Source organism: Azospirillum mesophilum, assembly GCF_053470405.2.
The window spans coordinates 1-24,101 of record NZ_JBPXMQ020000008.1 but is presented as its reverse complement, the minus strand read 5'-3'; the positions used below and the strand labels follow the sequence as shown (position 1 = coordinate 24,101).

Genomic DNA, 24,101 nt, shown 5'->3' with positions numbered 1-24,101 from the left:
AGCCATACGAAAAAGCCCTTCCCCCATGCGGAAGGGAAGGGCTTCGATTCTGACCGGTAAGGGGCGCGCTTAGACGAAGAGGTTGAAGCTTCCCATCAGCTTCTGCGTGCCGGACTGACCGAAGGAGATGCTGGCCGCGCTGTTCGCCGCCGAGTTCAACCCGTCGATCATGGTCTGCGTGGCCTGCGACGGGGCATAGGGGGTGTCGCTCTTGCGCGGGGCCTTCGCCACCGTGTCGTAATCCTGGGTGAAGCTGCCCATACTCAACTGGATGGCGTAGTTCTTGGCATCCTTCGGCGACTGGCCCTTTTCACGGGTGAGCCGCAGCGTGTAGTCGCCACGGTCGAGCGTGAAGTCGCCCTGCATCATGCTTTTGAAATTGTCGTAGTCCTTGCCGGCGTCCTTGTTGCTGTCCGCGACGACGGTGCCGAACTTGGACATGACCTGGACGCGCAGCCCCTCGTCGCCGATCTGGCCGAGCGTGACTTCGCCCTTGGTGGTGACGCGGAACTTGTAGAAATCGACCGGGTCGTTGGCGCCCAGAGCGCCGACGACGTTGAGGCGCGTCACGTTCTTGGCCAGCACGCCGATATCGGTGGCAGCGCCGATGGTGTTCGAGGCGGACTTGCGGACGTCCTTGCGGAATTCCTGGGCGTTGGCCGAGGCCGCCTTTTCAGCGTCCTTCTGAGCCTGGAGACGTTCGACGGCAGCGCTGATGGACTTGTTAAGGTCCGACACCATCTGGCCGACGCCGGCCAATGCGTCCGACATGGCACCCTCTCCCCTTAACGGCGCGACTGGTTCTCTGCAAGGTTACGTTACGACATGCAGCGTTAATTGACCATTAATTTTTCGCCGAAAGTTCGGCGAGCTTGCACGCCATCCGGGTGAGCGCACCCTCCAGTTTTTCGCGTCCGCGTGGCTGGAAAAGACGTTGGGTCGGAAACCACGGCCGCACGCCGGTTCCCAACTGCGTCCAGTCGCGGCGGCCAAAGCGCCAGACCGGCACGCCCAGCGCGCCGGCCAGTTCGCTCACCGCCGTGGCCGGCGACAGGACAAGGTCCAGGTTGACCATCAGCGCCGCGATGCCGTCGAAATCATCCTTGAGGTCCAGGTCTTCCCAGCGGTGGATCGGCAGGCCGAAGCGCTCTTCCGCGGCTTCCAGCTCGGCGGCGCAGTCGCCGTACTGCAGGTTCACGAAGGTGATGCCCGGCACGCCGAACACCGCCCCCCACTGGTCGAGCGCCGTGTAGGAGGCCCGGCGCTCCTGGGTAAGGAGCTGGCTGCGCCACGCGATGCCCACCTTCAGGCCCGGACCGAGCGCCGCCACCCGCGCCCGCCAGTCCGCCACCCGCGCGGGGTCGGGGACCAGCCAGCCGGCCCGCGCCGGGAAGTCCCCGAGCGCAGTGCGGAACACCCGCGCCAGGGAGCCCATGGGGGCATGCAGGTCGGCGTCGGTCGCGGGCATCGTCTCCCGCCCCCGCGCATCGACGCTCGGCGCCCGCACGGTTGCGCCCGGAAAGGATCGGGCGAACAGCGGCACCATGCGCCGGTCCACCTCGATCACCACGGCGCGGGCGCGGGCCACGGCCTCCGCGATCAGGGAGGCGAAGAGGATCGTATCCCCCACCCCCTGCTCCGCCCAGATCAGCAGGCGCTTGCCCGTCAGGTCCTCGCCGCGCCACGCCGGCGTGGGTGGCTGCCGCCCCGTGCCCACCCGGCCCGAGGCGAACCGCCAACCATAGCCCGGCCAGCCGCCCGCCAGATCGCCCCGCTCCAGCCGCAGAAGCGCGCGGTTGAAATGGGCCAACGCCAGATCGGGACGAAGCGCCAGCGCGCGCCCGTAGAGACCCTCCGCCTCGTCCATGCGGCCCAGCCGCTGCACGGCAAGCCCCAGGTTGGTCAACGCCTCGGGGTAAGCGGGATCGAGCGCCAGCGCGCGGCGGAAGCAGTGCGCCGCCTCGGCGTGGCGCAACCGCCCTTGCAGCGCGTGTCCGTAGTTGTTGTTGGCCGCCGCCCGCGCCGGGGTCAGCAGCAGGGCGCGCCGGTGCCAGCGTTCGGCCTCCGCGAAGGCTTCCCGGTCACGCAGGGCGTTGCCGAGGTTGGACAGGCTCTCCGCCCGGTCCGGTTCCAGCAGCGCCGCACGCCGCCACGCCGCCAGGGCCTCGTCCGCCCGCCCCTGCGCCTGGACGGCGATGGCGAGGTTGTTCCAGGCCGCCGCAAGGTCGTCCCGCCGGGCCAGCGCCGCGCGGTGGCAGTCTTCCGCCTCCGCCATATGGCCCTGCGCCGCCAGCAGCGCGCCCAGATTGTCGTAGGCTTCAGCGAAGTCCGGCCGGACCGCGAAGGCCGCTTCGAAGCAGGCCGCCGCGTCCCGCGCCCGCCCGAGATCCCGCAGAAGGAGCCCAAAGTCGTTGAGCAGCGCAGGGTTGCGCCCGTCCGTCCGCAGCGCCTCGGCATAAGCGTCGGCCGCGTCGGTCAGGCGCCCGGCGGCGTGCAGCGACGCGGCCCGCGCCCAGGAAAAGGGATCGTCGGAGGTCATCCGTACAGCATTACCCGCAGGGCGGGTTGCGCGCACGCGAAACCCAGCACACCCCACATGGCAAGGTGTGCTGGGTTTCGGCGGCGCTTCAGCCCAACCTACAGACGACGACCAGACGGCTCCGATCAATCCTCCCCGGCCTGCATGACCGGCGGGCGCGGGGCGGCGTTGACCGGGGCGGCGAGCTGGGCGTCCACCACGGCCACCGCCGTCATGTTGACCAGACCGCGCGTGGTCACCGACGGGGTCACGATGTGCACGGGGCGCGCGACCCCCAGCAGCACCGGCCCGACATTCTGCGCGTCGGCCAGGATCTTCAGCATGTTGAAGGCGATGTTCGCGGCGTCCAGGGTCGGCATGACCAGCAGGTTCGCCTCGCCCTTCAGCTTGCTGTCGGGCAGGACGCCCTTGCGCAGCACCTCCGACAGGGCGGCGTCGGCGTGCATCTCGCCGTCGACCTCCAGATCGGGCATCTCGGCGGAGACCAGCTCGTAGGCGGTGCGCATCTTGCGCGCCGACGGCGTGTCGGCCGTGCCGAAGTTGGAATGCGACAGCAGCGCCACCTTCGGCTCGATGCCGAAGCGCTTGACCTCCTCCGCCGCCAGCCGGGCGATCTCGGCCACCTCATCGGCGGTCGGGTCGGGGTTGACGTAGGTGTCGCAGATGAAGTGCGTGCCCTTCTGCGAGATCAGGCCGTTCATCGCGGCGGCGACCTTCACGCCCTTGCGCAGGCCGATCACCCCCAGGATGTGGGCGAAATGGTCGCCGTAGCGGCCGGACGTGCCGCAGACCATCGCGTCGGCCTCGCCCCGGCGGACCATCAGCGCGCCGAAGACGGTCGGCTGGGTGCGCACGATGTTCAGCGCGTTGACCGGCGACACGCCGCGCCGGCCCATCAGCTGCCGGTACAGCTCGGCGTATTTGTGGTAGCGCAGGTCGCGGATGACCTCGATCACCTCCACGTCCTTGCCGGGGCGGATGCGCAGGCTCATCTCCGCGATCAGGCGGTCGATCACCTCGCGCCGGCCGAGCAGGATCGGCTGGGCGATGCCGTCGTCCACCACCACCTGGGCGCAGCGCAGCACGCGCGGGTCCTCGCCCTCGGCGTAGACGACGCGCTTGGGCGCCGCCTTGGCCTTGGTGATGACCGGCTTCATGACGAGGCCAGAGCGGAACACATACTGGCCGAGCTGGTCGCGGTAGGCGCGGAAGTCGGCGATGGGCCGGGTCGCCACACCGGAATCCATGGCCGCCTTGGCCACCGCCGACGACACCTCGATCACGAGGCGCGGGTCGAAGGGCTTGGGCAGGATGTAGTCGGGGCCGAAGCGCAGGTTCTCACCCACATAGGCCGCGGCCACCACGTCCGACGGCTCCGCCTGGGCGAGGCTGGCCATGGCGTGGGTGGCGGCGATCTTCATCGCCTCGTTCACGGTGGTGGCGCCGACGTCCAGCGCGCCGCGGAAGATGAAGGGGAAGCACAGGACGTTGTTGACCTGGTTGGGGAAGTCCGACCGGCCGGTGGCGATGATGGCGTCCGGGCGCGCCTGCCGGGCGAGGTCCGGCATGATCTCCGGCTCCGGGTTGGCGAGCGCCAGGATCAGCGGCTTGTCGGCCATGCGCGCCAGCAGTTCCGGCTTCAGCACCTTGGCGCCCGACAGGCCCAGGAAGATGTCCGCCCCGTCGATCACGTCGGCCAGCACGCGGGCGTCGGTCTCCTGCGCGTAGGCGTCCTTGTAGGGGTTCATCTCCTCGTTGCGGCCCTTGTGGACGACGCCGATGCGGTCCACCAGCCAGACGTTCTCGCGCTTGACGCCCAGGCTGAGCATCAGGTCCAGGCAGGCGATGCCCGCCGCACCGCCGCCGGTGGAGACGACCTTGACCGTGGAGATGTCCTTGCCGACCAGCGCCAAGCCGTTCAGGACGGCCGCACCCACCACGATGGCGGTGCCGTGCTGGTCGTCGTGGAAGACGGGGATCTTCATCCGCTCGCGGCAGCGGCGTTCCACCTCGAAGCAGGCGGGGGCGGCGATGTCTTCCAGATTGATGGCGCCGAAGGTCGGCTCCAGCCGCACGATGGTGTCGACCAGCGCGTCGACGTCCTTCTCGTTCAGCTCCAGGTCGAAGCAGTCGATGCCGGCGAACTTCTTGAAGAGGACGGCCTTGCCCTCCATAACCGGCTTGGCGGCCATCGGACCGATGTCGCCGAGGCCCAGCACCGCCGTGCCGTTGGTGACCACGGCGACGAGGTTGGCGCGCGAGGTCAGCTCGGCCGCCTGGGCCGGGTCGGCGGCGATGGCGGTGGATGCCGCGGCCACGCCCGGCGAATAGGCGAGCGCAAGGTCGCGCTGGTTCGCCATGGGCTTGGTGGCGACGATCGCCAACTTACCGGGCTTCGGGTTCCGGTGGTACTCAAGCGCCATCGCGTCGAAGTCGCCGGACATACGTCCTCTCCCCTTTAACTTGATTTCAGTTAATTTGCCAAGCAATCATTGCCTTCCCCCCGGTTTATACCCGAATTGACCGAGTACCGGAATGGGGAAAGGGGCGGCTCGACGTGAGCCACCCCTTCCTTTTTCAGCAGGTTCGGACCTTGAACCGGTCTCAAACTTGGTAACGGCCGCGACGGCGGCCGCGCGGGCTCGTGCCCGCGAAGCCAAGGTCCGCGGCCCGATCAAAGCCATGGGACCGCCCGGCGTCTGAGGGTACGGAAAGTTCCGACCGAAGGTCGGAACTTTCTGAAAAGAGTCTCAGATGCGGGCGAGCGCCGGTTCCTTGAAGTGCTGCTGATACTCGGCGACGGCCTTGGACTCGTCGAACTCACCTTCCATCTTTGCAACAACGATGGTGGCCACACCGTTGCCGATCAGGTTGGTGATGGCGCGGGCTTCCGACATGAAGCGGTCGACGCCCAGCAGCAGGGCCAGACCCTCGATGGGCAGCTGGCCGGTCGCCGACAGGGTGGCGGCCAGCGTCACGAAGCCGCCGCCGGTCACCGCCGCCGCACCCTTGGAGGTCAGCATCAGCAGGCCGAGGATGGTCAGCTGCTGCCAGATCGTCAGGTCGATGTTGAAGGCCTGGGCGATGAAGATCGCGGCCATCGACAGGTAGATGGAGGTGCCGTCCAGGTTGAAGGAGTAGCCGGTCGGGATGACCAGACCCACGACATGCTTGGAGCAGCCGAACTTCTGCATCTTCTCCATCATGCGCGGCAGCACCGATTCCGACGAGGAGGTGCCGAGCACGATCAGCAGCTCGTCCTTGATGTAGCGCAGGAAGGTCCACAGGCTGAACTTGTACAGCCGCGCGATGGTGCCCAGCACCAGGAAGACGAACAGCGCCATCGTGACGTAGACGGCGGCCATCAGCTGGCCCAGCGAGGTCAGGGACGCCACGCCGTACTTGCCGATGGTGAAGGACATCGCACCGAAGGCACCGAGCGGGGCGACGCGCATCAGGATGCCGATCACGCCGAACAGGGCGTGCGACACCTTCTCGAACACGTCCTCGACCAGCTTGCCCTTCTGGCCCATGGCCGACAGCGCGACGCCGAAGATCACCGCGAAGAACAGGATCTGCAGCATGTCGCCCTTGACGAAGGCGCCGACCACGTTGTCCGGGACGATGTTGGACAGGAACTCCACCGTGGTGTGGTTCTTCGCCTCGGTCGCGTACTTGGCGACGGCGTCGGCCTTCAGCGAGCCGGCCTGGATGTTCATGCCGCCGCCCGGCTTCAGCACGTTGACGACCAGCAGGCCGAGGCCCAGCGCGAAGGTGGTGACGATCTCGAAATACAGGATCGCCTTGCCGCCGACCTTGCCGACCTTCTTCATGTCGCCGATGGACGAGATGCCGGTGACGACCGTCAGGAAGACGATCGGGCCGATGACCATCTTGATCATCTTGATGAAGACGTCGCCCAGCGGCTTCATCTCCACGGCGATGGCCGGATAGAAGTGGCCGAGCAGAATGCCGATCGTGATGGCGGTCAGCACCTGGACGGTCAGGTTCTTGTAGAAAGGCTTCTTTTGGGGTTGCCCGTGGGCGGTCATCTTCGTCTCCTCGCGGCGTTCCTTGGAGGGCGCTCCCGCTCTTTCTCTTTTCGGAAGGTCGGCGGTCGGCCCGGTCATGCCCCCCTTACAGCAATCCGTGTGCCAACGAACGAAGCGAGGATTCGCAGCGCTCTTAAGCCGGCCCTGGGTGAAAATCCGCACGACAAGCCCGGAACCGGTGTGCGAAAATCCGCACACGTCGGTAATCCGCGACCGGTTGTTGCGATGCAGCATGGTTTCAGAGAACGTTGCTTAAGATCGGCCTTCTCCATCGGATGTTTTCCACCGCGCCCGAGCCCCGGACGACGGAGCCTCCCGCTCCCGCCGCTCCCTTTCCGGGGCTGAGCGCGGCGCTGTCCGCGCGGCCGCGCCGGATGATGCTGGTGGCCATCGTGCTGGGCGTGCCGGTCGCCGCCGCGCTGGCGGCCGGCTGGACCGCCTCCGTGGCGCACGAATCCCTGCGCGACCAGGGGCGCGCGCAGCTTGAGCTGTACGAGGCCAGCCTGCGCGCGGAGCTGGAGCGGCACGCCGCCGTCCCCATGGTGATGGCCGGCGACACGGAGGTGGCGGCCCTGCTGGCCTCCCCCACGCCGGACCGCGTGAACCGCATGAACCGCAAGCTGGAGGTGTTCGCGCAGGAGCTGGGCGCCTCCGCGCTCTACGTCATGGACGCCGGCGGCACCACGGTGGCGGCCAGCAACTGGAACAGCGCCGCCAGCTTCGTCGGGCAGAATTTCTCCTACCGCTCCTACTTCCGCGCTGCCATGGAGCGGGGGGAAGGGCATCTCTTCGCGCTCGGCACCACCTCACTCGTCCCCGGCTATTACACCGCGCGGCGGGTCGAGGCGCCCCAGGGTGCGGAAATCCGCACAGGCGGCGCGGCGCTCGGCGCCGTGGTGCTGAAGGTGGGGTTCGAGGCTCTGGAGACCGCCTGGTCGCACGCCCGTGAAAAGGTGCTGGTGACCGATCGCGACGGCGTCGTCTTCATCACAAACACGCCGGCTTGGCGCTACAACGCCCTGCCGCAACGCCTGCCGGTGACCCTGCCCCGCACGCCCGAACCGCCGACCGAGGATGTCCCCACCCTGCCCTGGGCCTTCGGCGGCGCCGGCGACCGCATCGCCCTGCGGGAGGACGGGGAGGAGCGCCGCTTTCTCCTGCAATCGGGCGCCGTGCCCGGCGGCGACTGGACCATCCACGTCCTGACAAACCTGGAGCCGGCCAGCACCCGCGCCCAGCAGGCCGGGCTGCTCGCCGCCGCGGTGGTGGCCCTGACGGCGCTGGCCGGCTACGCGCTGGCGCAGCGGCGGCTGGCGCTGGTCGAGCGGCTGGCAATCCAGGAGGAAGCGCGGGCCGAGTTGGAACGCCGCGTCGCCGAGGCCACCGCCGAGTTGCGCGCCGCCGAAAACGAGCTGACCCAGGCGGCTAAGCTGGCGGCACTGGGCCAGATGTCGGCGGGCATCGCGCACGAGATCAACCAGCCGCTGGCCGCCATCCGCAGCTTCGCCGACAACGCCGTCGTGCTGCTGGAGCGCGACCGGCCCGACGCGGTGCGCGACAATCTGGCGGAAATCGCCGACCTGACCGACCGCATGGCCTCCATCACCCGCCAGTTGAAGGGCTTCGCCCGGCGGGCGTCCGGCACGCTCGGCCCCGTGTCGGTGCAGGCGGCGGTCGGACAGGCGCTCGCCCTGCTGGAGTCGCGCCTGCGCCGGGACGACGTGGCCGTGCAGAGCGACCTGCCGCCGGACCCCGTCTGGGTCATGGGCGAGGACGTGCGGCTTCAGCAGGTGCTGGTCAACCTGATCGGCAACGCCGCCGACGCCATGCGCACCGTGCGCCGCCGCTCGCTGACCATCGCCCTGGCGCTGGAGAGCGAGGACGCCTTGCTGACCGTCCGCGACGTCGGCAGCGGCATCGCGGAGGCCGACCTGCCGCGCCTGTTCGTGCCCTTCTTCACCACCAAGGAGGCCGGCGACGGGCTGGGTCTCGGCCTGTCGATCAGCCACGGCATCGTTGAGGATTTCGGCGGCAGCCTGACCGCCGCCAACCACCCGGACGGCGGCGCCGTCTTCACCATCCGCCTCAAGCGCACGGAGTCCCCCGCATGACGACCGCCGCCGGAACCGTCCTTTTCGTGGATGACGAGCGCGCCGTCCGCCTTGCCGGCCAGCAGGCCCTGGAGCTGGCCGGCTTCGAGGTCACCGCCTGCGACGGGGCGGAGCGCGCCCTGCGGCACCTCGGCCGCGACTGGCCCGGCTGCCTCGTCACCGACGTGCGCATGCCGCAGATGGACGGGCTGGAGCTGATGGAGCGCGCGCTGGCGCTGGACCCGGAGCTGCCGGTCATCCTCATCACCGGCCACGGCGACGTTCCCATGGCGGTGGAAGCGATGCGCCGGGGCGCCTACGATTTCCTGGAAAAGCCCTTCCCGTCCGACCGGCTGGTCGAGGTGGCGCGACGGGCGGTGGAGAAGCGCCGGCTGGTGCTGGAGAACAGGCGCCTGCGCGACCAACTGGCCGGCATTCCCGCGGGCGAGAGCTATCCCATCATCGGTCGCACGCCGGGCATCGAGCGGCTGCGCGCCACCATCGCGACGGTGGCGGACACCGACGCCGACGTGCTGGTGCTGGGCGAGACCGGCACCGGCAAGGAGCTGGTCGCCCGCGCCCTGCACGCCGGCAGCGCGCGCCGCAAGCACCCCTTCGTGGCCCTGAACTGCGGCGCCATGCCCGAATCCATCATCGAGAGCGAGCTGTTCGGCCACGAGGCCGGCGCCTTCACCGGCGCTGCCAAGCGCCGCGTCGGCCGCATCGAGCACGCCAGCGGCGGCACCCTGTTCCTGGACGAGATCGAGAGCATGCCGCTGTCGCTCCAGGTCAAGCTGCTGCGTGTGATCCAGGAACGCGTGGTGGAGCCGCTGGGCTCCAACGAGCTGGTGCCGGTGGACCTGCGCGTCGTCGCCGCGACCAAGGTCGACCTGCGCAAGGCCGCCAGCGCCGGCACCTTCCGCGAAGACCTCTACTACCGCCTGAACGTCGTCGTCGTGACCATCCCGCCCCTGCGCGAGCGCCGCGACGACATCCCCCTGCTGTTCCAGCATTTCGTTTTGCAAGCCGCCGCCCGCTACAACCGCGCCCCACGCGCCCCGACCCCCGCGCAGACCCAACGCCTGATGACCCACGACTGGCCCGGCAACGTCCGCGAACTCCGCAACGCCGCCGACCGCTTCGTCCTGGGCCTGGACGACGCCCTGGCCGTCCCGTCCGGCGGCGCGGCGAGCGGCGGCACCGGCCTGTCGCTGGCCGAGCAGGTGGACCTGTTCGAAAAAAGCCTGATCGAAAGCGAACTCGCCCGCCACAAGGGCAGCGTCAAAGCCACCATCGAAGCGCTGAACGTGCCGAGAAAGACGTTTTACGACAAGTTGAAGCGGTATGGCCTGAGCCGGGAGGACTTTGTGGAGTAGGGAGCGGATGAGACGCTATGAAGCGCTGTGCGACGTGGAAAGGTGTGGTGTTATACGGTTTGCGCGCGAACAAATGGTCGCAAGGACATCAGCAACACGCACCCGAACTTGCCGCGGAATTTCTGACTCCGAATGTTTGGTTCCGACAAGTCAACAAATGACCAGCTACCGACGGTCATTTAGAAATCCGTGATCCGTTCCTGTATATCGCGCGCGAGACCGTCGAGGTCGGCATAAATGAAGGCATCATTGATCCCGAACAGTCGAAGCTCCTGGCGTAGGGATTTTCGGGCTTCGTAAGGGATCACATAACGGCTGCCGCGAAGCGCGAATGACTCGTGTGGCGCCTTTTGGATTGAGAACAGTCCGCCCTGCGCTGGAATCCGCGGCGATAGGTGCGTTGGAAAGAAATAGCCCTCGCTATCAAAGGGGTTGGCGGTGGTCGTGTCTATTGGCGCTTCTTTAACGCGCCAAATATAGAAAGCAGCTGCTCCGGTATAAGCGGGCGTATCAACCTGCTCGCGTTTGAGCCAAGCCTCGTCAGCTTTATCACAGACTGCGAAGTACAGGGCTACAAGCGGGTTGGTCGTCCAGTCCAGAAGTCGCGTGGGTAGAGAGTGGTGTTGGGCCAGCGCCATCCAGTCCCAGTCGTTATCCGGAACCTTGTTCAGAAACGGGAGGGCTGCTGCCTTAAAACGAGCAAGGGCGCCTCGTTCGTCGACGATTTCGCTGCTGTATCGCAGGTTTAAGACGAGCTTCCCGGGCTTGGGGACCTGTGGAGCGGTGGTAATGCGGCCAATCTTTGGAAGCAGCTTCCAATCGTCACGCTTTTCCCCCCTAAAAAAGTAACCACTGTCTGGCATGAACCGACACATGATCTCGCGAAATTGGCTAAAATTTTCGATTGCGCCACCTTCATACAATCTCGCCATCATACATTCCCTTATATCGTTGCCCCACAGGGACTCACACCCCCTTTATAATCTGTAGCATGCTTATACGTCACCAACGACAGTTGCATAAAGTTTCATTTGAAATGCCTATTCCGGCATATCGCCGCACAATATCCCGCCTGAGACGTGTTGAAGCACTGGGCGCGCGGAAAGCGCGATAAAAACAGAACATTGAGGGCGCGTTTTGGTGGCTAAATGAGATCGTACACTCGCCAAGGCGCACATCCGCACTTGACACAAAACAAATTTTTAGAATTGATCAGTCGCTCATTCCGCAGCGAGAGCATGGGCAAAACTCTCCACGCCCTGCCGCCCCTCATCCGTCAGCCCGTAACTCCCCTTCACCACACGCTCGAACCACCCGTACACGTTCCGCTGGAGGATTGCCGCCACATCCCTCGGTGCCCCGGCCGCGCGCATGGCCTTCAGCGTCATCGGGCCGTCCTTCAGCAGGCGGGCGCAGCGCAGGGCGTCCTGGCGGTAGGCGGTGACGATGGGGACGCGGGTGGAGCCGCCGCGGTTGGGGTCGCCTTTGCGCTTTCGGTGTTCGCCGAGCAGGCGGGTGGTACGCTTCTTGTCTTTGCGGGGGGTGTAGGGGGTGGGGTCGAGCAGGACCTCCACCTGATGGCCCTCGACGCGGCCGGGGTCCACGATCAGCAGGCCGACGCCGAGGCGGCGGCAGAGCTTTTTCACGCCGCTGTCGTAGGGGGACGGGCCGGTGGCTTTTCGGCCGGGCTGGGGGACGGCGAGGTAGACGGTGTCGGTGAGGCTGAGCCGGTCCACGCCCTGGAGCAGCAGGTCCAGGGTGAAGCGCTTCTTCAGTTCGACGATCAGCGGCGGCTCGTCGCCGCGCAGGGCGACGATGTCGCAGCCCTGGACTTCGGCTTTGACGTCGTAGCCCTGGGATTCGAGGAAGGCTTTGACGGGGGCGTAGAGGTCGGTTTCGGCGGTAATGGGCACGGGGCTTTGTCGAGTGGGAGAACCCTCACCCGGCGCTTCGCGCCACCCTCTCCCGGGGCGGGAGAGGGGATTGTCCCGAAGGGCCGCGCGATGCCGGACCCCCTCACCCTACCCTCTCCCCAGAGGAAGAGGGGAAAAAAGTGGGGTCCAGGGGCCGTCAGGCCCCTGGCTGGGGGCGCGAGGGGACAGGGTCCCCTCGCTTTACCGTCACGCCGCGGCCTTCTGCTTGCGCAAGATGCCCAGGATGTCCGAGGCGGCCTTGGGGATGTTGGTGCCGGGGCCGTAGATGGCGGCGGCGCCGGCCTTGTAGAGGTAGTCGTAGTCCTGGGGCGGGATGACGCCACCGCAGACGACCAGGATGTCGCCGGCGCCCTGCTTGCGCAGTTCCTCGACGAGCTGCGGGACCAGCGTCTTGTGGCCCGCCGCCTGCGACGACACACCGATGACGTGCACGTCGTTCTCGATGGCCTGGCGGGCGGCTTCCTCCGGGGTCTGGAACAGCGGACCGATGTCCACGTCGAAGCCGATGTCGGCGAAGCTGGTGGCGATCACCTTGGCGCCGCGGTCGTGGCCGTCCTGGCCCATCTTCACGACGAGGATGCGCGGGCGGCGGCCTTCCTCGGCGGCGAAGACGGACACCTCCTCCTGGATGCGCTTGAAGCCCTCATCGCCCTCATAGGCGGCGCCGTAGACGCCGGAGACGGAGCGGATGACCGCCACATGGCGGGTGAAGGCCTTTTCCAGCGCGTCGGAGATCTCGCCGACGGTGGCGCGGGCGCGGGTGGCCTCGACCGACAGGGCCAGCAGGTTGCCGGACTTCTCGGTTGCCGCCTTGGTCAGAGCCTCCAGGGCGGCGCGGCACTTGGCCTCGTCGCGGGTCGAGCGGACCTTTTGCAGGCGGGCGATCTGCGCCTCGCGGACGGCGGTGTTGTCGATGTCCAGCACGTCGACCATCTCGGGGTTTTCCGGACGGTACTTGTTGACGCCGACGATGACTTCCTCGCCCCGGTCGATGCAGGCCTGACGGCGGGCGGCGGCCTCCTCGATCAGCAGCTTGGGCATGCCGGACTCGACGGCCTTGGTCATGCCGCCCATGTCCTCGACCTTGTTGATGAGGTCGAGCGCGGCCTTGGCGAGGCTGTGGGTCAGGTGCTCGATGTAGTAGGAGCCGCCGAGCGGATCGACCACGTTGGTCACGCCCGATTCCTCGGCGATGATCAGCTGCGTGTTGCGGGCGATGCGGGCGGAGAACTTGGTCGGCAGGCCCAGCGCCTCGTCGAAGGCGTTGGTGTGCAGCGACTGGGTGCCGCCCAGCACCGCTGCCATCGCCTCGATGGTGGTGCGGATGACGTTGTTGTAGGGGTCCTGCTCCGTCAGCGACACGCCGGAGGTCTGGCAGTGGGTGCGCAGGGCCAGCGAGCGGGCGTCCTTCGGCTCGAACTTCTGCTTCATCAGGGTGGACCACAGCAGGCGCGCGGCGCGCAGCTTGGCGATCTCCATGAAGAAGTTCATGCCGATGGAGAAGAAGAAGGACAGGCGCGGCGCGAACTTGTCGACCGGCAGCCCCTTCGACATGGCGGCGCGGACGTATTCCAGGCCGTCGGCGATGGTGAAGGCCAGTTCCTGCACCGCCGTCGCGCCGGCCTCCTGCATGTGGTAGCCGGAGATCGAGATCGAGTTGAACTTCGGCATGTTCAGCGCCGTGTACTCGATGATGTCCGCAATGATCCGCATCGAGGGTTCGGGCGGATAGATGTAGGTGTTGCGGACCATGAACTCCTTGAGGATATCGTTCTGGATGGTGCCGCTGAGCTTGTCCTGGCTGACGCCCTGCTCTTCCGCCGCGACGATGTAACCGGCGAGGATCGGCAGCACGGCGCCGTTCATGGTCATCGACACCGACATCTTGTCGAGCGGGATGCCGTCGAAGAGGATCTTCATGTCCTCGACGCTGTCGATGGCGACACCGGCCTTGCCCACATCGCCGACGACGCGCGGGTGGTCGCTGTCATAGCCGCGGTGGGTGGCGAGGTCGAAGGCGACCGACAGGCCCATCTGGCCGGCCTTCAGGTTCGCCTTGTAGAAGGCGTTTGACTCCTCGGCGGTGGAGAAGCCGGCGTACTGGCGGATGGTCCAGGGCTTCACCGCGTACATCGTCGCGCGCGGGCCGCGCGTGAAGGGCGGGAAGCCGGGCAGGCTGTCGAGTTCCAGCCCTTCCAGATCTTCGGCGGTGTAGAGCGCCTTGACGTCCAGGCCTTCCGGCGTCTGCCAGATCAGGTCGTCGAGTTTCCCGTCGGCTCCGATGTCCTTGGCCGCGAGGGCCTGCCAGTCGGCCAGGGTCTTCTTCGGGAAATCGCTCATGGGACGCCTCCTCGACACCGCGTGATTTGAAATTCTTGATGAGGATGAATAAGTGGCGGGGTGTTGCCCCCTCCCCGACCCTCCCCCGCTGTCGCGGGAGAGGGGGCTTAGAGTTCCCTCCACCGCCAAGGGCGGGGGAGGGTTAGGGAGGGGGCAAGACCCTCGCCGAAATTACGCCTGCGACCGGCGGGCGACGACCTTCCAGGCGGCCTGCATGATGGCGGCACCCAGGGCGGTCTTCAGGATCGTGGCGGCCCAGAAGGGCGTCAGGCCCAGGGCGATCGCCTTCTCGACACCGAACAGGGTGGCCATCCAGGCCACGCCCGGCACGAAGACCAGCGCGTGGCCCAGCGTCAGGGCGGCCAGCGCCTTCGCCGGGGTGCGGTCCCAGCCGCGCTCGGCGAGCCAGCCGGTGACGCCGGCGGCCAGAACGAAGCCCAGCAGGTAGCCGGCGGTCGGGCCCGCCATGTAGGCCGGGCCGGCGCCCGCACCGGCGAAGACCGGCAGACCGGCCAGACCCTCGGCCAGATACAGCAGAACCGTCGCCGTGGCGAGGCGACTGCCGTAGGCCATGCCCAGCAGGATGACGACCATGGACTGCATGGTCATCGGCACCGGCCAGAACGGGACCTGCACCTTGGCCGAAACCGCCAGCAGCGCGCTGCCGAGAACCGCGGCCGCGACGGCCTTGAGCAGGCCGCCCTTCGGGGCGACCGTTTCAAGAAGCGAAGCCGAACGGTCCGAAAGCGTGATTCCGTAAGCCATCGTCACTCAACCTTTCCCTTTGTCGGAGCGTCGGACATGAGCCAGCAACCGGGGCTCACGCGAACTCCAGGATTTTCTGATCGACCGCCAGGCTGGAGCCCGGCGTCGCGTGCACTTTGGACACCACGCCATCCTGCGCCGCGCGCAGAATGTTTTCCATCTTCATCGCTTCGACCACGGCCAGCACCTCGCCGGCCTTGACCTCCTGCCCTTCGGTCACGGCGACCGAGACGAGCAGGCCGGGCATCGGCGACAGCAGGAACTTGGACATGTCCGGCGGCGCCTTCACCGGCATCAGCGCATCGTACTTCGCCGCCTTCGGGGTCAGCACCTTCACCAGGGCCTGCGAACCGGCGTGGAACAGGCGGTAGCCGACGCCCACACGGTCGACCTGGATGCAGACATGCTCGCCGTTCACGGTGCCGCGGAACAGCGGCTCGCCCAGGTTCCAGTCGCTCCACACCGCGTGGTGCTTGCCGGCGATGTCGACGGTGTAGCCGACGCGCTGCGGGCTGCCCTCGCTCGGGTGCAGGTGCACCGGATGCTGCTCGCCGTTGATCACCACGACCCAGTCGTCGCGGACGCGGATCTTGTTGCCCGGCATCTTGCCGCTGATCTGGATGTCGCGGTCGTTCAGGCAGCGGTGGATCACCGCGGCCACCGCGATCAGGATCGCCGGGTCTTCCGGCGGCAAATCGGAAGCGTGGAAGCCATCCGGATATTCCTCGGCGATGAAGTTGGTGGTCAGCCGGCCTTCGACGAAGCGCTGGTTGGCCATCAGGGAGGCGAGGAACGGAATGTTGTGGCTGACGCCGCGGATGTAATACTGGTCCAGCGCCTCACGCATGCGGGCGATGGCGGCATCGCGCGTGGAACCCCAGGTGCACAGCTTGGCGATCATGGGGTCGTAGAACATGGAGATCTCGCCGCCCTCATACACGCCGGTGTCGACGCGGACGTGCGGGTCCTCGGTCGGCGGGCGGTAGTGGGTCAGGCGGCCGGTGGACGGCAGGAAGTTGCGGAACGGATCCTCGGCGTAGACGCGGGCCTCGATGGACCAGCCGTGCAGGCGGACGTCTTCCTGCTTGATGGTCAGCTTCTCGCCCGCCGCGACGCGGATCATCAGCTCGACGAGGTCGAAGCCGGTGATCAGTTCGGTGACCGGATGTTCCACCTGGAGGCGGGTGTTCATCTCCAGGAAGTAGAAGTTGCGCTCCGCGTCCACGATGAACTCGACCGTACCGGCGGACTTGTAGTCCACGGCGCGGGCGAGCGCCACGGCCTGCTCGCCCATCGCCTTGCGGGTGGCGGCGTCGAGGAAGGGCGACGGCGCCTCCTCGATGACCTTCTGGTGGCGGCGCTGGATCGAGCATTCACGCTCGCCCAGGTACAGGGCCGTGCCCTGCCCGTCGGCCAGCACCTGGATTTCGATGTGGCGCGGCTGCTGGATGTACTTCTCGACGAAGACGCGGTCGTCCGCGAAGGAGGAGCGCGCCTCGTTCTGGGCTGAGCGGAAGCCTTCGCGGGCCTCCTCGTCGTTCCAGGCCACGCGCATGCCCTTGCCGCCGCCGCCGGCCGAGGCCTTGATCATCACCGGGTAGCCGATGTCGCGGGCGATGGTGACCGCCTCGTTGTCGTCGGCGATGACGCCCAGATAGCCGGGCACGGTCGAGACGCCGGCGGCCTTGGCCAGCTTCTTCGACTCGATCTTGTCGCCCATGGCCTGGATGGCGTGGGCGTCCGGACCGATGAAGGCGATGCCGGCGGCGGCCAGCGCCTCCTGGAACTCACGCTTTTCCGACAGGAAGCCATAGCCGGGGTGGACGGCCTGGGCGCCGGTCTTCTTGCAGGCCTCGACGATGCGGTCGACCAGCAGATAGCTCTGGGCAGAAGGAGCGGCGCCGATGTGGACGGCCTCGTCGGCCATCTCGACGTGCAGGGCGTTCTTGTCGGCGTCCGAATAGACGGCCACCGTCTTGATGCCCATGCGGCGCGCCGTGCGGATGACGCGGCAGGCGATTTCGCCGCGGTTCGCGATCAGGATCTTCGAAAACATGTTCGTCATTGGGCGGCGCGCCTTAGAGCGGGATGTTGTCGTGCTTGCGCCAGGGATTCTGGAGCTGCTTGTTCTTCAGCATGGACAGCGCCTTGATGACGCGGCGGCGGGTGCCGTGCGGCATGATGACGTCGTCGATGTAGCCGCGGGAGGCCGCCACGAACGGGTTGGCGAACTTCTGACGGTATTCCTCGGTGCGCGCCTCGATCTTCGCGGCGTCGCCGATGTCGCCGCGGAAGATGATCTCCACCGCGCCCTTCGGACCCATCACCGCGATTTCCGCCGAGGGCCAGGCGTAGTTGATGTCGCCGCGCAGGTGCTTGGACGCCATGACGTCGTAGGCGCCGCCGTAGGCCTTGCGGGTGATGACGGTGATCTTCGGCACGGTGGCCTCGGCGTAGGCGAACAGCAGCTTGGCGCCGTGCTTGATGATGCCGCCGTACTCCTGAGAGGTGCCGGGCATGAAGCCGGGGACGTCCACCAGGGTCAGGATCGGGATCTCGAAGGCGTCGCAGAAGCGCACGAAGCGCGCGGCCTTCTTGGAGCTGTCGATGTCCAGGCAGCCGGCGAGAACCATCGGCTGGTTGGCGACGATGCCGACCGTGGTGCCGTTCATGCGGCCGAAGCCGATGATGATGTTCTTGGCGTAGTCGGGCTGAAGCTCGAAGAAGTCGCCCTCGTCGACCGTCTTCAGGATCAGCTCCTTCATGTCGTAGGGCTTGTTCGGGTTCTCCGGCACCAGCGTGTCGAGCGAGAAGTCGTCGCGGTCGATCGGGTCGGTGCAGGGACGCTCCGGCGCCTTCTCACGGTTCGACGACGGCAGGAAGTCGATGAAGCGGCGCAGCTGAAGCAGCGCCTCCACGTCGTTCTCGAAGGCCATGTCGGACACGCCGGACTTGCTGGAGTGCGTGACCGCACCGCCCAGCTCTTCCGCCGTGACGACCTCGTGCGTGACGGTCTTCACCACGTCCGGACCGGTCACGAACATGTAGGAGCTGTCCTTCACCATAAAGATGAAGTCCGTCATGGCCGGCGAATACACCGCACCGCCCGCGCACGGCCCCATGATGAGGGAGATCTGCGGAATCACGCCCGACGCGTTGACGTTGCGCTGGAACACCTCGGCATAGCCGCCGAGCGAGGCAACACCTTCCTGGATGCGCGCGCCGCCGCTGTCGTTCAGGCCGATCACGGGCGCCCCGACCTTCATGGCCTGGTCCATAATCTTGCAGATCTTCTCCGCGTGCGCTTCCGACAGGGAGCCGCCGAAGACCGTGAAATCCTGGCTGAAGACGAAGACGAGGCGTCCGTTGACCGTGCCGTGGCCGGTCACCACGCCGTCGCCGGGAACCTTCTGGTCTTCCATGCCGAAGTCGTTGCAGCGGTGCTGAACGAACATGTCGAACTCTTCGAACGAGCCTTCGTCGAGGAACAGTTCGATGCGCTCGCGCGCGGTCAGCTTGCCCTTGGCATGCTGGGATGCGATGCGCTTTTCACCGCCGCCCAGACGCGCCCCGGCGCGCATGGATTCCAACTTGGCCAGAATTTCTTGCATCAGGCGATTCCCACTTTGGCGAGCGGCGGGGGGTTTGCGATTCTTGCGTCATGCCCTCGCCGGAACGCTTGGATTATTCACAAGATTTGCAACAGGGCAATTGGCCGGCGCTGAAAAATGTGCGAAGTTGCGAACAAGTTTGCAAAACCGAGTCATAGTTTGCCAAGGTTGCAAATATGCGGTCCGGCATAGCGCGCGGGTGGTAAGGATCCGATGCAGAAGCTCTATCTCGGCTATAAGCTCCGACGTCTGCGGGAGCAGCGCGGCCTGACCCAGGCGGCGCTCGCCAAGACGCTGGACCTGTCGCCCAGCTATTTGAATCAGCTGGAAAACAACCAGCGCCCGCTGACTCTTCCGGTGCTGCTGAAGATCTCCGCGGTGTTCGAGGTGGACCTGTCCAACTTCGTTGAGGACGAGGACAGTCGGCTCGTCGCCGACCTGCGCGAGGCGCTGGCCGACCCGCTGTTCGCCGGGGCGCCGCTGACCAACGCAGAACTTCGCAACGCCGTGGGCTCCAGCCCGGAACTGGCGCGCCGGGTGCTCAGCCTCCATCAGGCGTACCAGAAACTGCATGAGAAGGTTCAGTCGCTGGCCGACAGCCTGTCGAACCAGGAACAGGGCGACACCTTCGCCGGGCCGCAGTTCCCGTATGAAGAGGTGCGCGACTACTTCCACTACTGCAACAACTACATCGGCCCGCTGGACGAGGCGGCGGAACAGCTGTGGGACAAGGAGAAGATTCACTCCGGCGCCATGCTGAACGAGTTGGCCGCCTATTTGAAGCGCCGGCACGACGTGCGCGTGAAGATCGTCGCCGACGACGGCGAGACGGCCATGCGCAGCTATGACGAGACCACCGGCACGCTGCGCCTGTCCGCCCTGCTGAACGGGCCGAGCCGCGCCTTTCACATGGCGCACCAGATCGCCCTGCTGGGATTCGGCGACATGATCGAGAATCTGGTGGCCCAGGGCAAATTCTCCAGCGAGGACGCCCAGTCCATCTGCCGGGTCGGGCTTGCGAACTACTTCGCAGGCGCCCTGGTCATGCCCTACCGCGCCTTCGCCGCCCAGGCCCGCGCGCTGCGCCACGATGTGGAGCAGTTGCAAAGCCGCTTCGGCGCCAGCTTCGAACAGGTCTGCCACCGCCTGTCCACCCTGCAACGGCCGGGGGCGCGCGGCCTTCCCTTCTACTTCGTGCGGGTGGACATGGCGGGGAACATCACCAAGCGGCACTCCGCCACGCGCTTCCACTTCGCGCGCTTCGGCGGCGCCTGCCCACTGTGGAACGTGCACGAAGCCTTCGCCCAGCCCGGCAAGATCCTGGTGCAGTTCGCCAAGATGCCCGACCGCACCACCTACATCGGCATCGCCCGCACCGTGACCAAGCGCGGCGGCGCCTACCTGAAGCCGTCACGCCAGTTCGCGGTGGGGCTGGGCTGCGAGGCAACCTACGCCAGCGAGATCGTGTATGCGGCGGGCATCGACACCTCCAACGAGGCCGCCGCCGTGCCCATCGGCGTGAACTGCCGCATCTGCGAGCGCACCGACTGCCAGCAACGCGCCTTCCCGCCCATCGGCAGCCAGTTGTCGGTGGACGAGTCGCACCGCAGCTTCGTACCGTACCTCTTCACGCAGGCGGGGCGGGTGGAGGAGAGCGCGTAGGCGTGGGCGCCGCCCCTCCCCACCCTTGAAGGAAAACCTATCGCCGCTCAGGGCGCGGTGACGACCTTCGGCAGATTGTCCAGCCCACCGCGATAGACGCCGCGGATGGTCTTTTCCGCCGTCGCGCGGTCGGCGCCGGGAGCTGGGTCGAAGGTGGAACTCCAGACGACCGTGCTGCCCTTGCCCGACGGCTTCACCTGCATGGTCGAGACGTAGTTCGACACCGGCAGGATCTTCTGGTTGGTGCCATTGTCGAGGATCTTATAGGTGAGCTTCTGCGCCTTCGCGTCATGGCGCAGAAGCGTTTCGACCAGCACCGGACCTCCCAGGTTGATGTGGCGCTGGGAACCGCGCGCGTTGCCCTCCGACGTGGTCATGGACTTGACCGCCGGATGCCATTCCAGAGCGGCGAAGTTCCCGATCACGCTCCACACCTTGGCCGCCGGGACGTCGAGCTGGACGGTCTCCACAACCTTGATCTTATCGGCCGCCTGCGCGGTGGAGGCCGCCACAATCGCAAGGACGGAGGCCGCAGCCGCCATCTTGATGGCCTTTGTCGAACCGAGCGTTCCCCAAAATGCTTTTGCCATTGCGACCTCGCGTGAAAATTGACGAACACAGCGAAGGCGAACGTGCTGCAATGCACATGCGTCGTCCGCTGTGACACTGCGTCGTTATATTTGGTCTGTTGTCTCAGAAAAATTGTACTTAAGAACAGCAATTTCGCTTCGGAGGACGCTATGCGAAACCACAGTCTTACGAACTGCGATCCTTAACCGCGCCGATCAGGAATTCCTTGTTCCCCTCGGGACCGGTGATCGGGCTTTCGGTGATGTCGAGCACCCGCCAGCCGGGCAGCCCGTCGAGCCAGGCGCGGATGCGGTCGCAGACTTCCTGGTGAAGTTCCGGCTCGCGGACCACGCCGCCCTTGCCGACGCGGCCCTTGCCGACTTCGAACTGCGGCTTGATCAGCGCCACGAGGCGACCTCCGGGGACCGTAAGGGCGAGCGCCGCCGGCAGGACCACCTCCAGCCCGATGAAGCTGGCGTCGCAGACCACGAGGTCCACCGGGTCGGGAATCTCGGCCGCGGTCAGGTGGCGGGCGTTGGTCTTTTCCAGCACCACCACGCGTGGGTCGTTGCGCAGCTTCCAGGCCAACTGCCCGTGCCCGACATCCACGGCGTAGACCTTCGCGGCCCCGCGCGTCAGCAGCACGTCGGTGAAGCCACCCGTCGAGGCGCCCACATCGATGGCCGTCAGGCCGGTCGGGTCGATGCCGAAGGCATCCAGCCCCTTCACCAGCTTCAGCCCGCCGCGCGACACCCAAGGATGGTCCTGGCCCTTCAGCGACAGCGGCGCGTCCTCGGCGATCTGGTCGCCGGCCTTGTCGATGCGCCGGGTGTCGGAATAGACCAGCCCGGCGAGGATCAGCGCCTGCGCCTTGGCACGGCTTTCCGCCAGCCCGCGCTCCACCAGTGCCACATCCGCCCGCACCCGCGCCATCGCTCCCCCGGCCTCAGAACGGAAGGTCGATCACGAAGCGCACGCCGGGCTCGTTCGGCTCGGCGCGGAGCCGGCCCTTGAGCTGACCCGCGAAGGCCCGCGCCACCTTCATGCCCAACGTGTCGGCGCGCGCCACGTCCAGGCCCGGCGGCAGGCCGATTCCATGATCGGCGATGGTCAGGCGCCGGCCACCCTCGGGCAACGGCAGAAGGCCGACCTCGATCTCGCCGGGCGTGCCCGACGGGTAGGCGAACTTGATCGCGTTGCCGACCAACTCGTTCACGATGAGGGCGAGCGGGATGACCGAATCGACCGGCAGCATCGCCTCCTCCACCGACACGACGATCCGGCGGTTGGCGCCCGCGGCGGCGAAATTGCCTTCCAATTCCCGGCAGGCGTCCTTCAGGTAGGCCGCGAAGTCCACGAGGCTGCCGCGGCTGGCGCCATGGATGCGCTGGTGCGCCTGGGTCACGGTGCCGATGCGCCCGCAAGCCTCCTGAAAGGCGCGGCGCATCTCCGGATCCTTGGCGGACAGGGTCTGGAGGGTCATCAGGCTTGACACGAGCTGGAGCGTGTTTTTGACCCGGTGGCTGACCTCTCGAATCTGTTGGTCGGCCGACTCGGTGTTGTCCGGGGCGGCGGCGAGAAGGGTCACCAGCAGCGCCTGCGAGGCCCCGTTGAGGCGCTTCACGTCCATGTCCCACGCCTGCCGGTCCGGTCCGGTCACGCGGATGCGCTTGGGCTGGCCGGTGCGCGCGACTTCCGCAAACAGCGTCCCGTCGGCCGCCGAAAACAGCCCGGAGAGCGATTGCCCCGCGGCGATGCCGAGCGCCCGCAGGGCGGCGTTGGCGTAGCGGCAGGCTTGATTTGCGGCGTCGACCACGGCGGTGGGGGCCGGTGACTGCTCCACCACCTCGCGCAGCAGATCACCATCGATCGCGCCGAGGCCGGCCGACCGAAGCTGATCGTCCTCGGACCCGCGGCCGGCTCCCGCTGCGAACACCTGCGGCATTTTACGAAACACCCATCCCGCCATATTCGTTAATTTTCTATTGTTTTCGAATTGTAAGACAGAGGCTCCGACCACACCAGAAAAAGAAACCCGGGCCACGCCCTACAAACGGAGTATTCCATTGGACGTGGCTGCGAAAATCCGCTGATTGGAACGGCGGTGAGCCTTCCTGTTGGCTTCCACGATGCCGTGGGTTGCTCCCCTAGGCCCGCGCCGCGGCCGGCTCCATGCCCAGCGCCTGCAAGGCGGTGGCGACGATGTGGCGGGCGGAGAGCCCGGCCTCTTCGTACTGCTTGGCCGGGCTGTCGTGGTCGAGGAAGCGGTCGGGCAGCACCAGCGGGCGGATCTTCAGGCCGCCGTCGAGCAGGCCAGCGGTGGCCAGGAACTGCAGCACGAAGCTGCCAAAACCGCCGACCGAGCCCTCCTCGATGGTGATCAGCACCTCGTGGTGCAGGGCCAGCTGGCGCACGAGGTCCTCGTCCAGCGGCTTGGCGAAGCGCGCGTCGGCCACCGTGGTGGACAGGCCCCGCGCGGCCAGCTCGGCCGCCGCCTTGCGCGCCTCGCCCAGGCGGGTGCCGTAGCTGAGGATGGCCACCTTGCTGCCTTCCTGCACCACCCGGCCCTTGCCGATGGGCAGCACCAGCCCGCGCCCCGGCAGTTCCAGCCCGACGCCCTCGCCGCGCGGGTAGCGCAGCGCGGAGGCGCGGTCGTCGATGGCCGCGCTGGTCGCCACCATGTGCATCAGCTCCACCTCATCCGCCGCGGCCATCAGCACGATGTCGGGCAGGCAGCCCAGATAGGCCACGTCGAAGGAGCCGGCGTGGGTGGCCCCGTCCGCCCCGACCAGCCCGGCGCGGTCGAGCGCGAAGCGCACCGGCAGGTGCTGCAGCACGACGTCGTGCACCACCTGGTCGTAGGCGCGCTGGAGGAAGGTGGAGTAGATGGCGCAGAACGGCCGGAAGCCCTCGCAGGCCAGGCCGGCGGCGAAGGTCACCGCGTGCTGCTCGGCGATGCCGACGTCGAAGCAGCGGTCCGGGAAGCGCTGGGCGAACAGGTCGAGCCCGGTGCCGGACGGCATGGCCGCGGTGATGGCGAGCACGGACGGGTCGGCCTGGGCCTCGGCGATCAGGGCGTTGGCGAAGACGCGGGTGTAGGTCGGGGCGTTGGAGGCCGGCTTGGCCTGGGCGCCGGTGATGACGTCGAACTTGGCGACGGCG

The 24,101-nt window shown here is 67.0% G+C and carries 17 protein-coding genes; 3 read left to right on the top strand and 14 right to left on the bottom strand.

Going from position 1 to position 24,101, the window contains the following annotated elements; genetic code table 11:
- Window positions 1–69: 69 nt before the first annotated feature.
- The 4 genes from ACSVC7_RS10670 to ACSVC7_RS10655 all read right to left on the bottom strand — a co-directional run bounded on the left by ACSVC7_RS10670 (window position 70) and on the right by ACSVC7_RS10655 (window position 6,591).
- Entirely contained in the window at window positions 70–771 is a 702-nt protein-coding gene (locus ACSVC7_RS10670; RefSeq protein WP_448204297.1) for a hypothetical protein, read from the bottom strand.
- A gap of 73 nt (window positions 772–844) precedes the next feature.
- Entirely contained in the window at window positions 845–2,539 is a 1,695-nt protein-coding gene (locus ACSVC7_RS10665) for a tetratricopeptide repeat protein (protein ID WP_448204298.1), read from the bottom strand.
- Between the two features lie 125 nt (window positions 2,540–2,664).
- Entirely contained in the window at window positions 2,665–4,983 is a 2,319-nt protein-coding gene (locus ACSVC7_RS10660; RefSeq protein ID WP_448204299.1) for an NADP-dependent malic enzyme, read from the bottom strand.
- 306 nt (window positions 4,984–5,289) lie between these two features.
- The gene (locus ACSVC7_RS10655) at window positions 5,290–6,591 is read right to left on the bottom strand and encodes a dicarboxylate/amino acid:cation symporter (RefSeq protein ID WP_448204300.1); all 1,302 of its coding nucleotides are present in this window, start codon (window positions 6,589–6,591) and stop codon (window positions 5,290–5,292) included.
- 275 nt (window positions 6,592–6,866) lie between these two features.
- On the opposite strand from ACSVC7_RS10655, the gene ACSVC7_RS10650 reads away from it, so the two are divergent.
- Window positions 6,867–8,702: a sensor histidine kinase gene (locus ACSVC7_RS10650; protein WP_448204301.1), complete on the top strand. Its 1,836-nt coding sequence runs from the start codon at window positions 6,867–6,869 to the stop codon at window positions 8,700–8,702.
- Window positions 8,699–10,057, top strand: a complete 1,359-nt coding sequence (locus tag ACSVC7_RS10645) for a sigma-54-dependent transcriptional regulator (RefSeq protein WP_448204302.1) — start codon at window positions 8,699–8,701, stop codon at window positions 10,055–10,057. Before ACSVC7_RS10650 ends, ACSVC7_RS10645 begins: the two co-directional genes overlap by 4 nt.
- A gap of 179 nt (window positions 10,058–10,236) precedes the next feature.
- On the opposite strand, the gene ACSVC7_RS10640 is transcribed toward ACSVC7_RS10645, so the two are convergent.
- The 6 genes from ACSVC7_RS10640 to ACSVC7_RS10615 form a co-directional block, all read right to left on the bottom strand.
- A complete protein-coding gene (locus ACSVC7_RS10640; protein ID WP_483508259.1) occupies window positions 10,237–10,992 on the bottom strand; it encodes an FRG domain-containing protein in 756 nt (251 codons plus the stop codon).
- A gap of 285 nt (window positions 10,993–11,277) precedes the next feature.
- On the bottom strand, window positions 11,278–11,970 hold the full coding sequence (locus ACSVC7_RS10635) for a DUF2161 domain-containing phosphodiesterase (protein ID WP_448204304.1): 693 nt from the start codon (window positions 11,968–11,970) through the stop codon (window positions 11,278–11,280).
- 207 nt (window positions 11,971–12,177) lie between these two features.
- A complete protein-coding gene (gene scpA, locus ACSVC7_RS10630) occupies window positions 12,178–14,331 on the bottom strand; it encodes a methylmalonyl-CoA mutase (RefSeq protein WP_448204305.1) in 2,154 nt (717 codons plus the stop codon).
- A gap of 171 nt (window positions 14,332–14,502) precedes the next feature.
- The gene (locus ACSVC7_RS10625) at window positions 14,503–15,096 is read right to left on the bottom strand and encodes a biotin transporter BioY (protein WP_448204306.1); all 594 of its coding nucleotides are present in this window, start codon (window positions 15,094–15,096) and stop codon (window positions 14,503–14,505) included.
- Between the two features lie 55 nt (window positions 15,097–15,151).
- Window positions 15,152–17,152 carry an acetyl-CoA carboxylase biotin carboxylase subunit gene (locus ACSVC7_RS10620; RefSeq protein ID WP_448204338.1) on the bottom strand — a complete coding sequence of 667 codons (2,001 nt, stop codon included), beginning with the start codon at window positions 17,150–17,152 and terminating at the stop codon, window positions 15,152–15,154.
- A 22-nt stretch (window positions 17,153–17,174) separates the two neighbouring features.
- On the bottom strand, window positions 17,175–18,707 hold the full coding sequence (locus tag ACSVC7_RS10615) for an acyl-CoA carboxylase subunit beta (protein ID WP_448204307.1): 1,533 nt from the start codon (window positions 18,705–18,707) through the stop codon (window positions 17,175–17,177).
- Between the two features lie 213 nt (window positions 18,708–18,920).
- Here ACSVC7_RS10615 and ACSVC7_RS10610 point away from each other — a divergent pair, with 213 nt between their 5' ends.
- A complete protein-coding gene (locus ACSVC7_RS10610) occupies window positions 18,921–20,369 on the top strand; it encodes a helix-turn-helix domain-containing protein (RefSeq protein WP_448204308.1) in 1,449 nt (482 codons plus the stop codon).
- 47 nt (window positions 20,370–20,416) lie between these two features.
- On the opposite strand, the gene ACSVC7_RS10605 is transcribed toward ACSVC7_RS10610, so the two are convergent.
- The 4 genes from ACSVC7_RS10605 to ACSVC7_RS10590 all read right to left on the bottom strand — a co-directional run.
- Window positions 20,417–20,959: an SRPBCC family protein gene (locus ACSVC7_RS10605; RefSeq protein WP_448204309.1), complete on the bottom strand. Its 543-nt coding sequence runs from the start codon at window positions 20,957–20,959 to the stop codon at window positions 20,417–20,419.
- A 166-nt stretch (window positions 20,960–21,125) separates the two neighbouring features.
- Entirely contained in the window at window positions 21,126–21,872 is a 747-nt protein-coding gene (locus ACSVC7_RS10600) for a TlyA family RNA methyltransferase (protein WP_448204310.1), read from the bottom strand.
- 13 nt (window positions 21,873–21,885) lie between these two features.
- On the bottom strand, window positions 21,886–22,884 hold the full coding sequence (locus ACSVC7_RS10595; protein ID WP_448204311.1) for a histidine kinase dimerization/phosphoacceptor domain -containing protein: 999 nt from the start codon (window positions 22,882–22,884) through the stop codon (window positions 21,886–21,888).
- 202 nt (window positions 22,885–23,086) lie between these two features.
- Window positions 23,087–24,101, bottom strand: a 1,015-nt coding sequence (locus ACSVC7_RS10590) for a transketolase C-terminal domain-containing protein (RefSeq protein ID WP_483508255.1), incomplete at its 5' end; no start/stop codon positions are given.

Coding starts and splice junctions, on each gene's coding strand:
- ACSVC7_RS10670 (WP_448204297.1), bottom strand. CDS start 771: ATGTCGGACGCATTGGCCGGCGTCGGCCAGATGGTGTCGGACCTTAAC.
- ACSVC7_RS10600 (WP_448204310.1), bottom strand. CDS start 21,872: ATGGCGCGGGTGCGGGCGGATGTGGCACTGGTGGAGCGCGGGCTGGCG.
- ACSVC7_RS10665 (WP_448204298.1), bottom strand. CDS start 2,539: ATGACCTCCGACGATCCCTTTTCCTGGGCGCGGGCCGCGTCGCTGCAC.
- ACSVC7_RS10615 (WP_448204307.1), bottom strand. CDS start 18,707: ATGCAAGAAATTCTGGCCAAGTTGGAATCCATGCGCGCCGGGGCGCGT.
- ACSVC7_RS10605 (WP_448204309.1), bottom strand. CDS start 20,959: ATGGCAAAAGCATTTTGGGGAACGCTCGGTTCGACAAAGGCCATCAAG.
- ACSVC7_RS10660 (WP_448204299.1), bottom strand. CDS start 4,983: ATGTCCGGCGACTTCGACGCGATGGCGCTTGAGTACCACCGGAACCCG.
- ACSVC7_RS10610 (WP_448204308.1), top strand. CDS start 18,921: ATGCAGAAGCTCTATCTCGGCTATAAGCTCCGACGTCTGCGGGAGCAG.
- ACSVC7_RS10595 (WP_448204311.1), bottom strand. CDS start 22,884: ATGCCGCAGGTGTTCGCAGCGGGAGCCGGCCGCGGGTCCGAGGACGAT.
- ACSVC7_RS10645 (WP_448204302.1), top strand. CDS start 8,699: ATGACGACCGCCGCCGGAACCGTCCTTTTCGTGGATGACGAGCGCGCC.
- ACSVC7_RS10640 (WP_483508259.1), bottom strand. CDS start 10,992: ATGATGGCGAGATTGTATGAAGGTGGCGCAATCGAAAATTTTAGCCAA.
- ACSVC7_RS10625 (WP_448204306.1), bottom strand. CDS start 15,096: ATGGCTTACGGAATCACGCTTTCGGACCGTTCGGCTTCGCTTCTTGAA.
- scpA (WP_448204305.1), bottom strand. CDS start 14,331: ATGAGCGATTTCCCGAAGAAGACCCTGGCCGACTGGCAGGCCCTCGCG.
- ACSVC7_RS10655 (WP_448204300.1), bottom strand. CDS start 6,591: ATGACCGCCCACGGGCAACCCCAAAAGAAGCCTTTCTACAAGAACCTG.
- ACSVC7_RS10650 (WP_448204301.1), top strand. CDS start 6,867: ATGTTTTCCACCGCGCCCGAGCCCCGGACGACGGAGCCTCCCGCTCCC.
- ACSVC7_RS10620 (WP_448204338.1), bottom strand. CDS start 17,152: ATGTTTTCGAAGATCCTGATCGCGAACCGCGGCGAAATCGCCTGCCGC.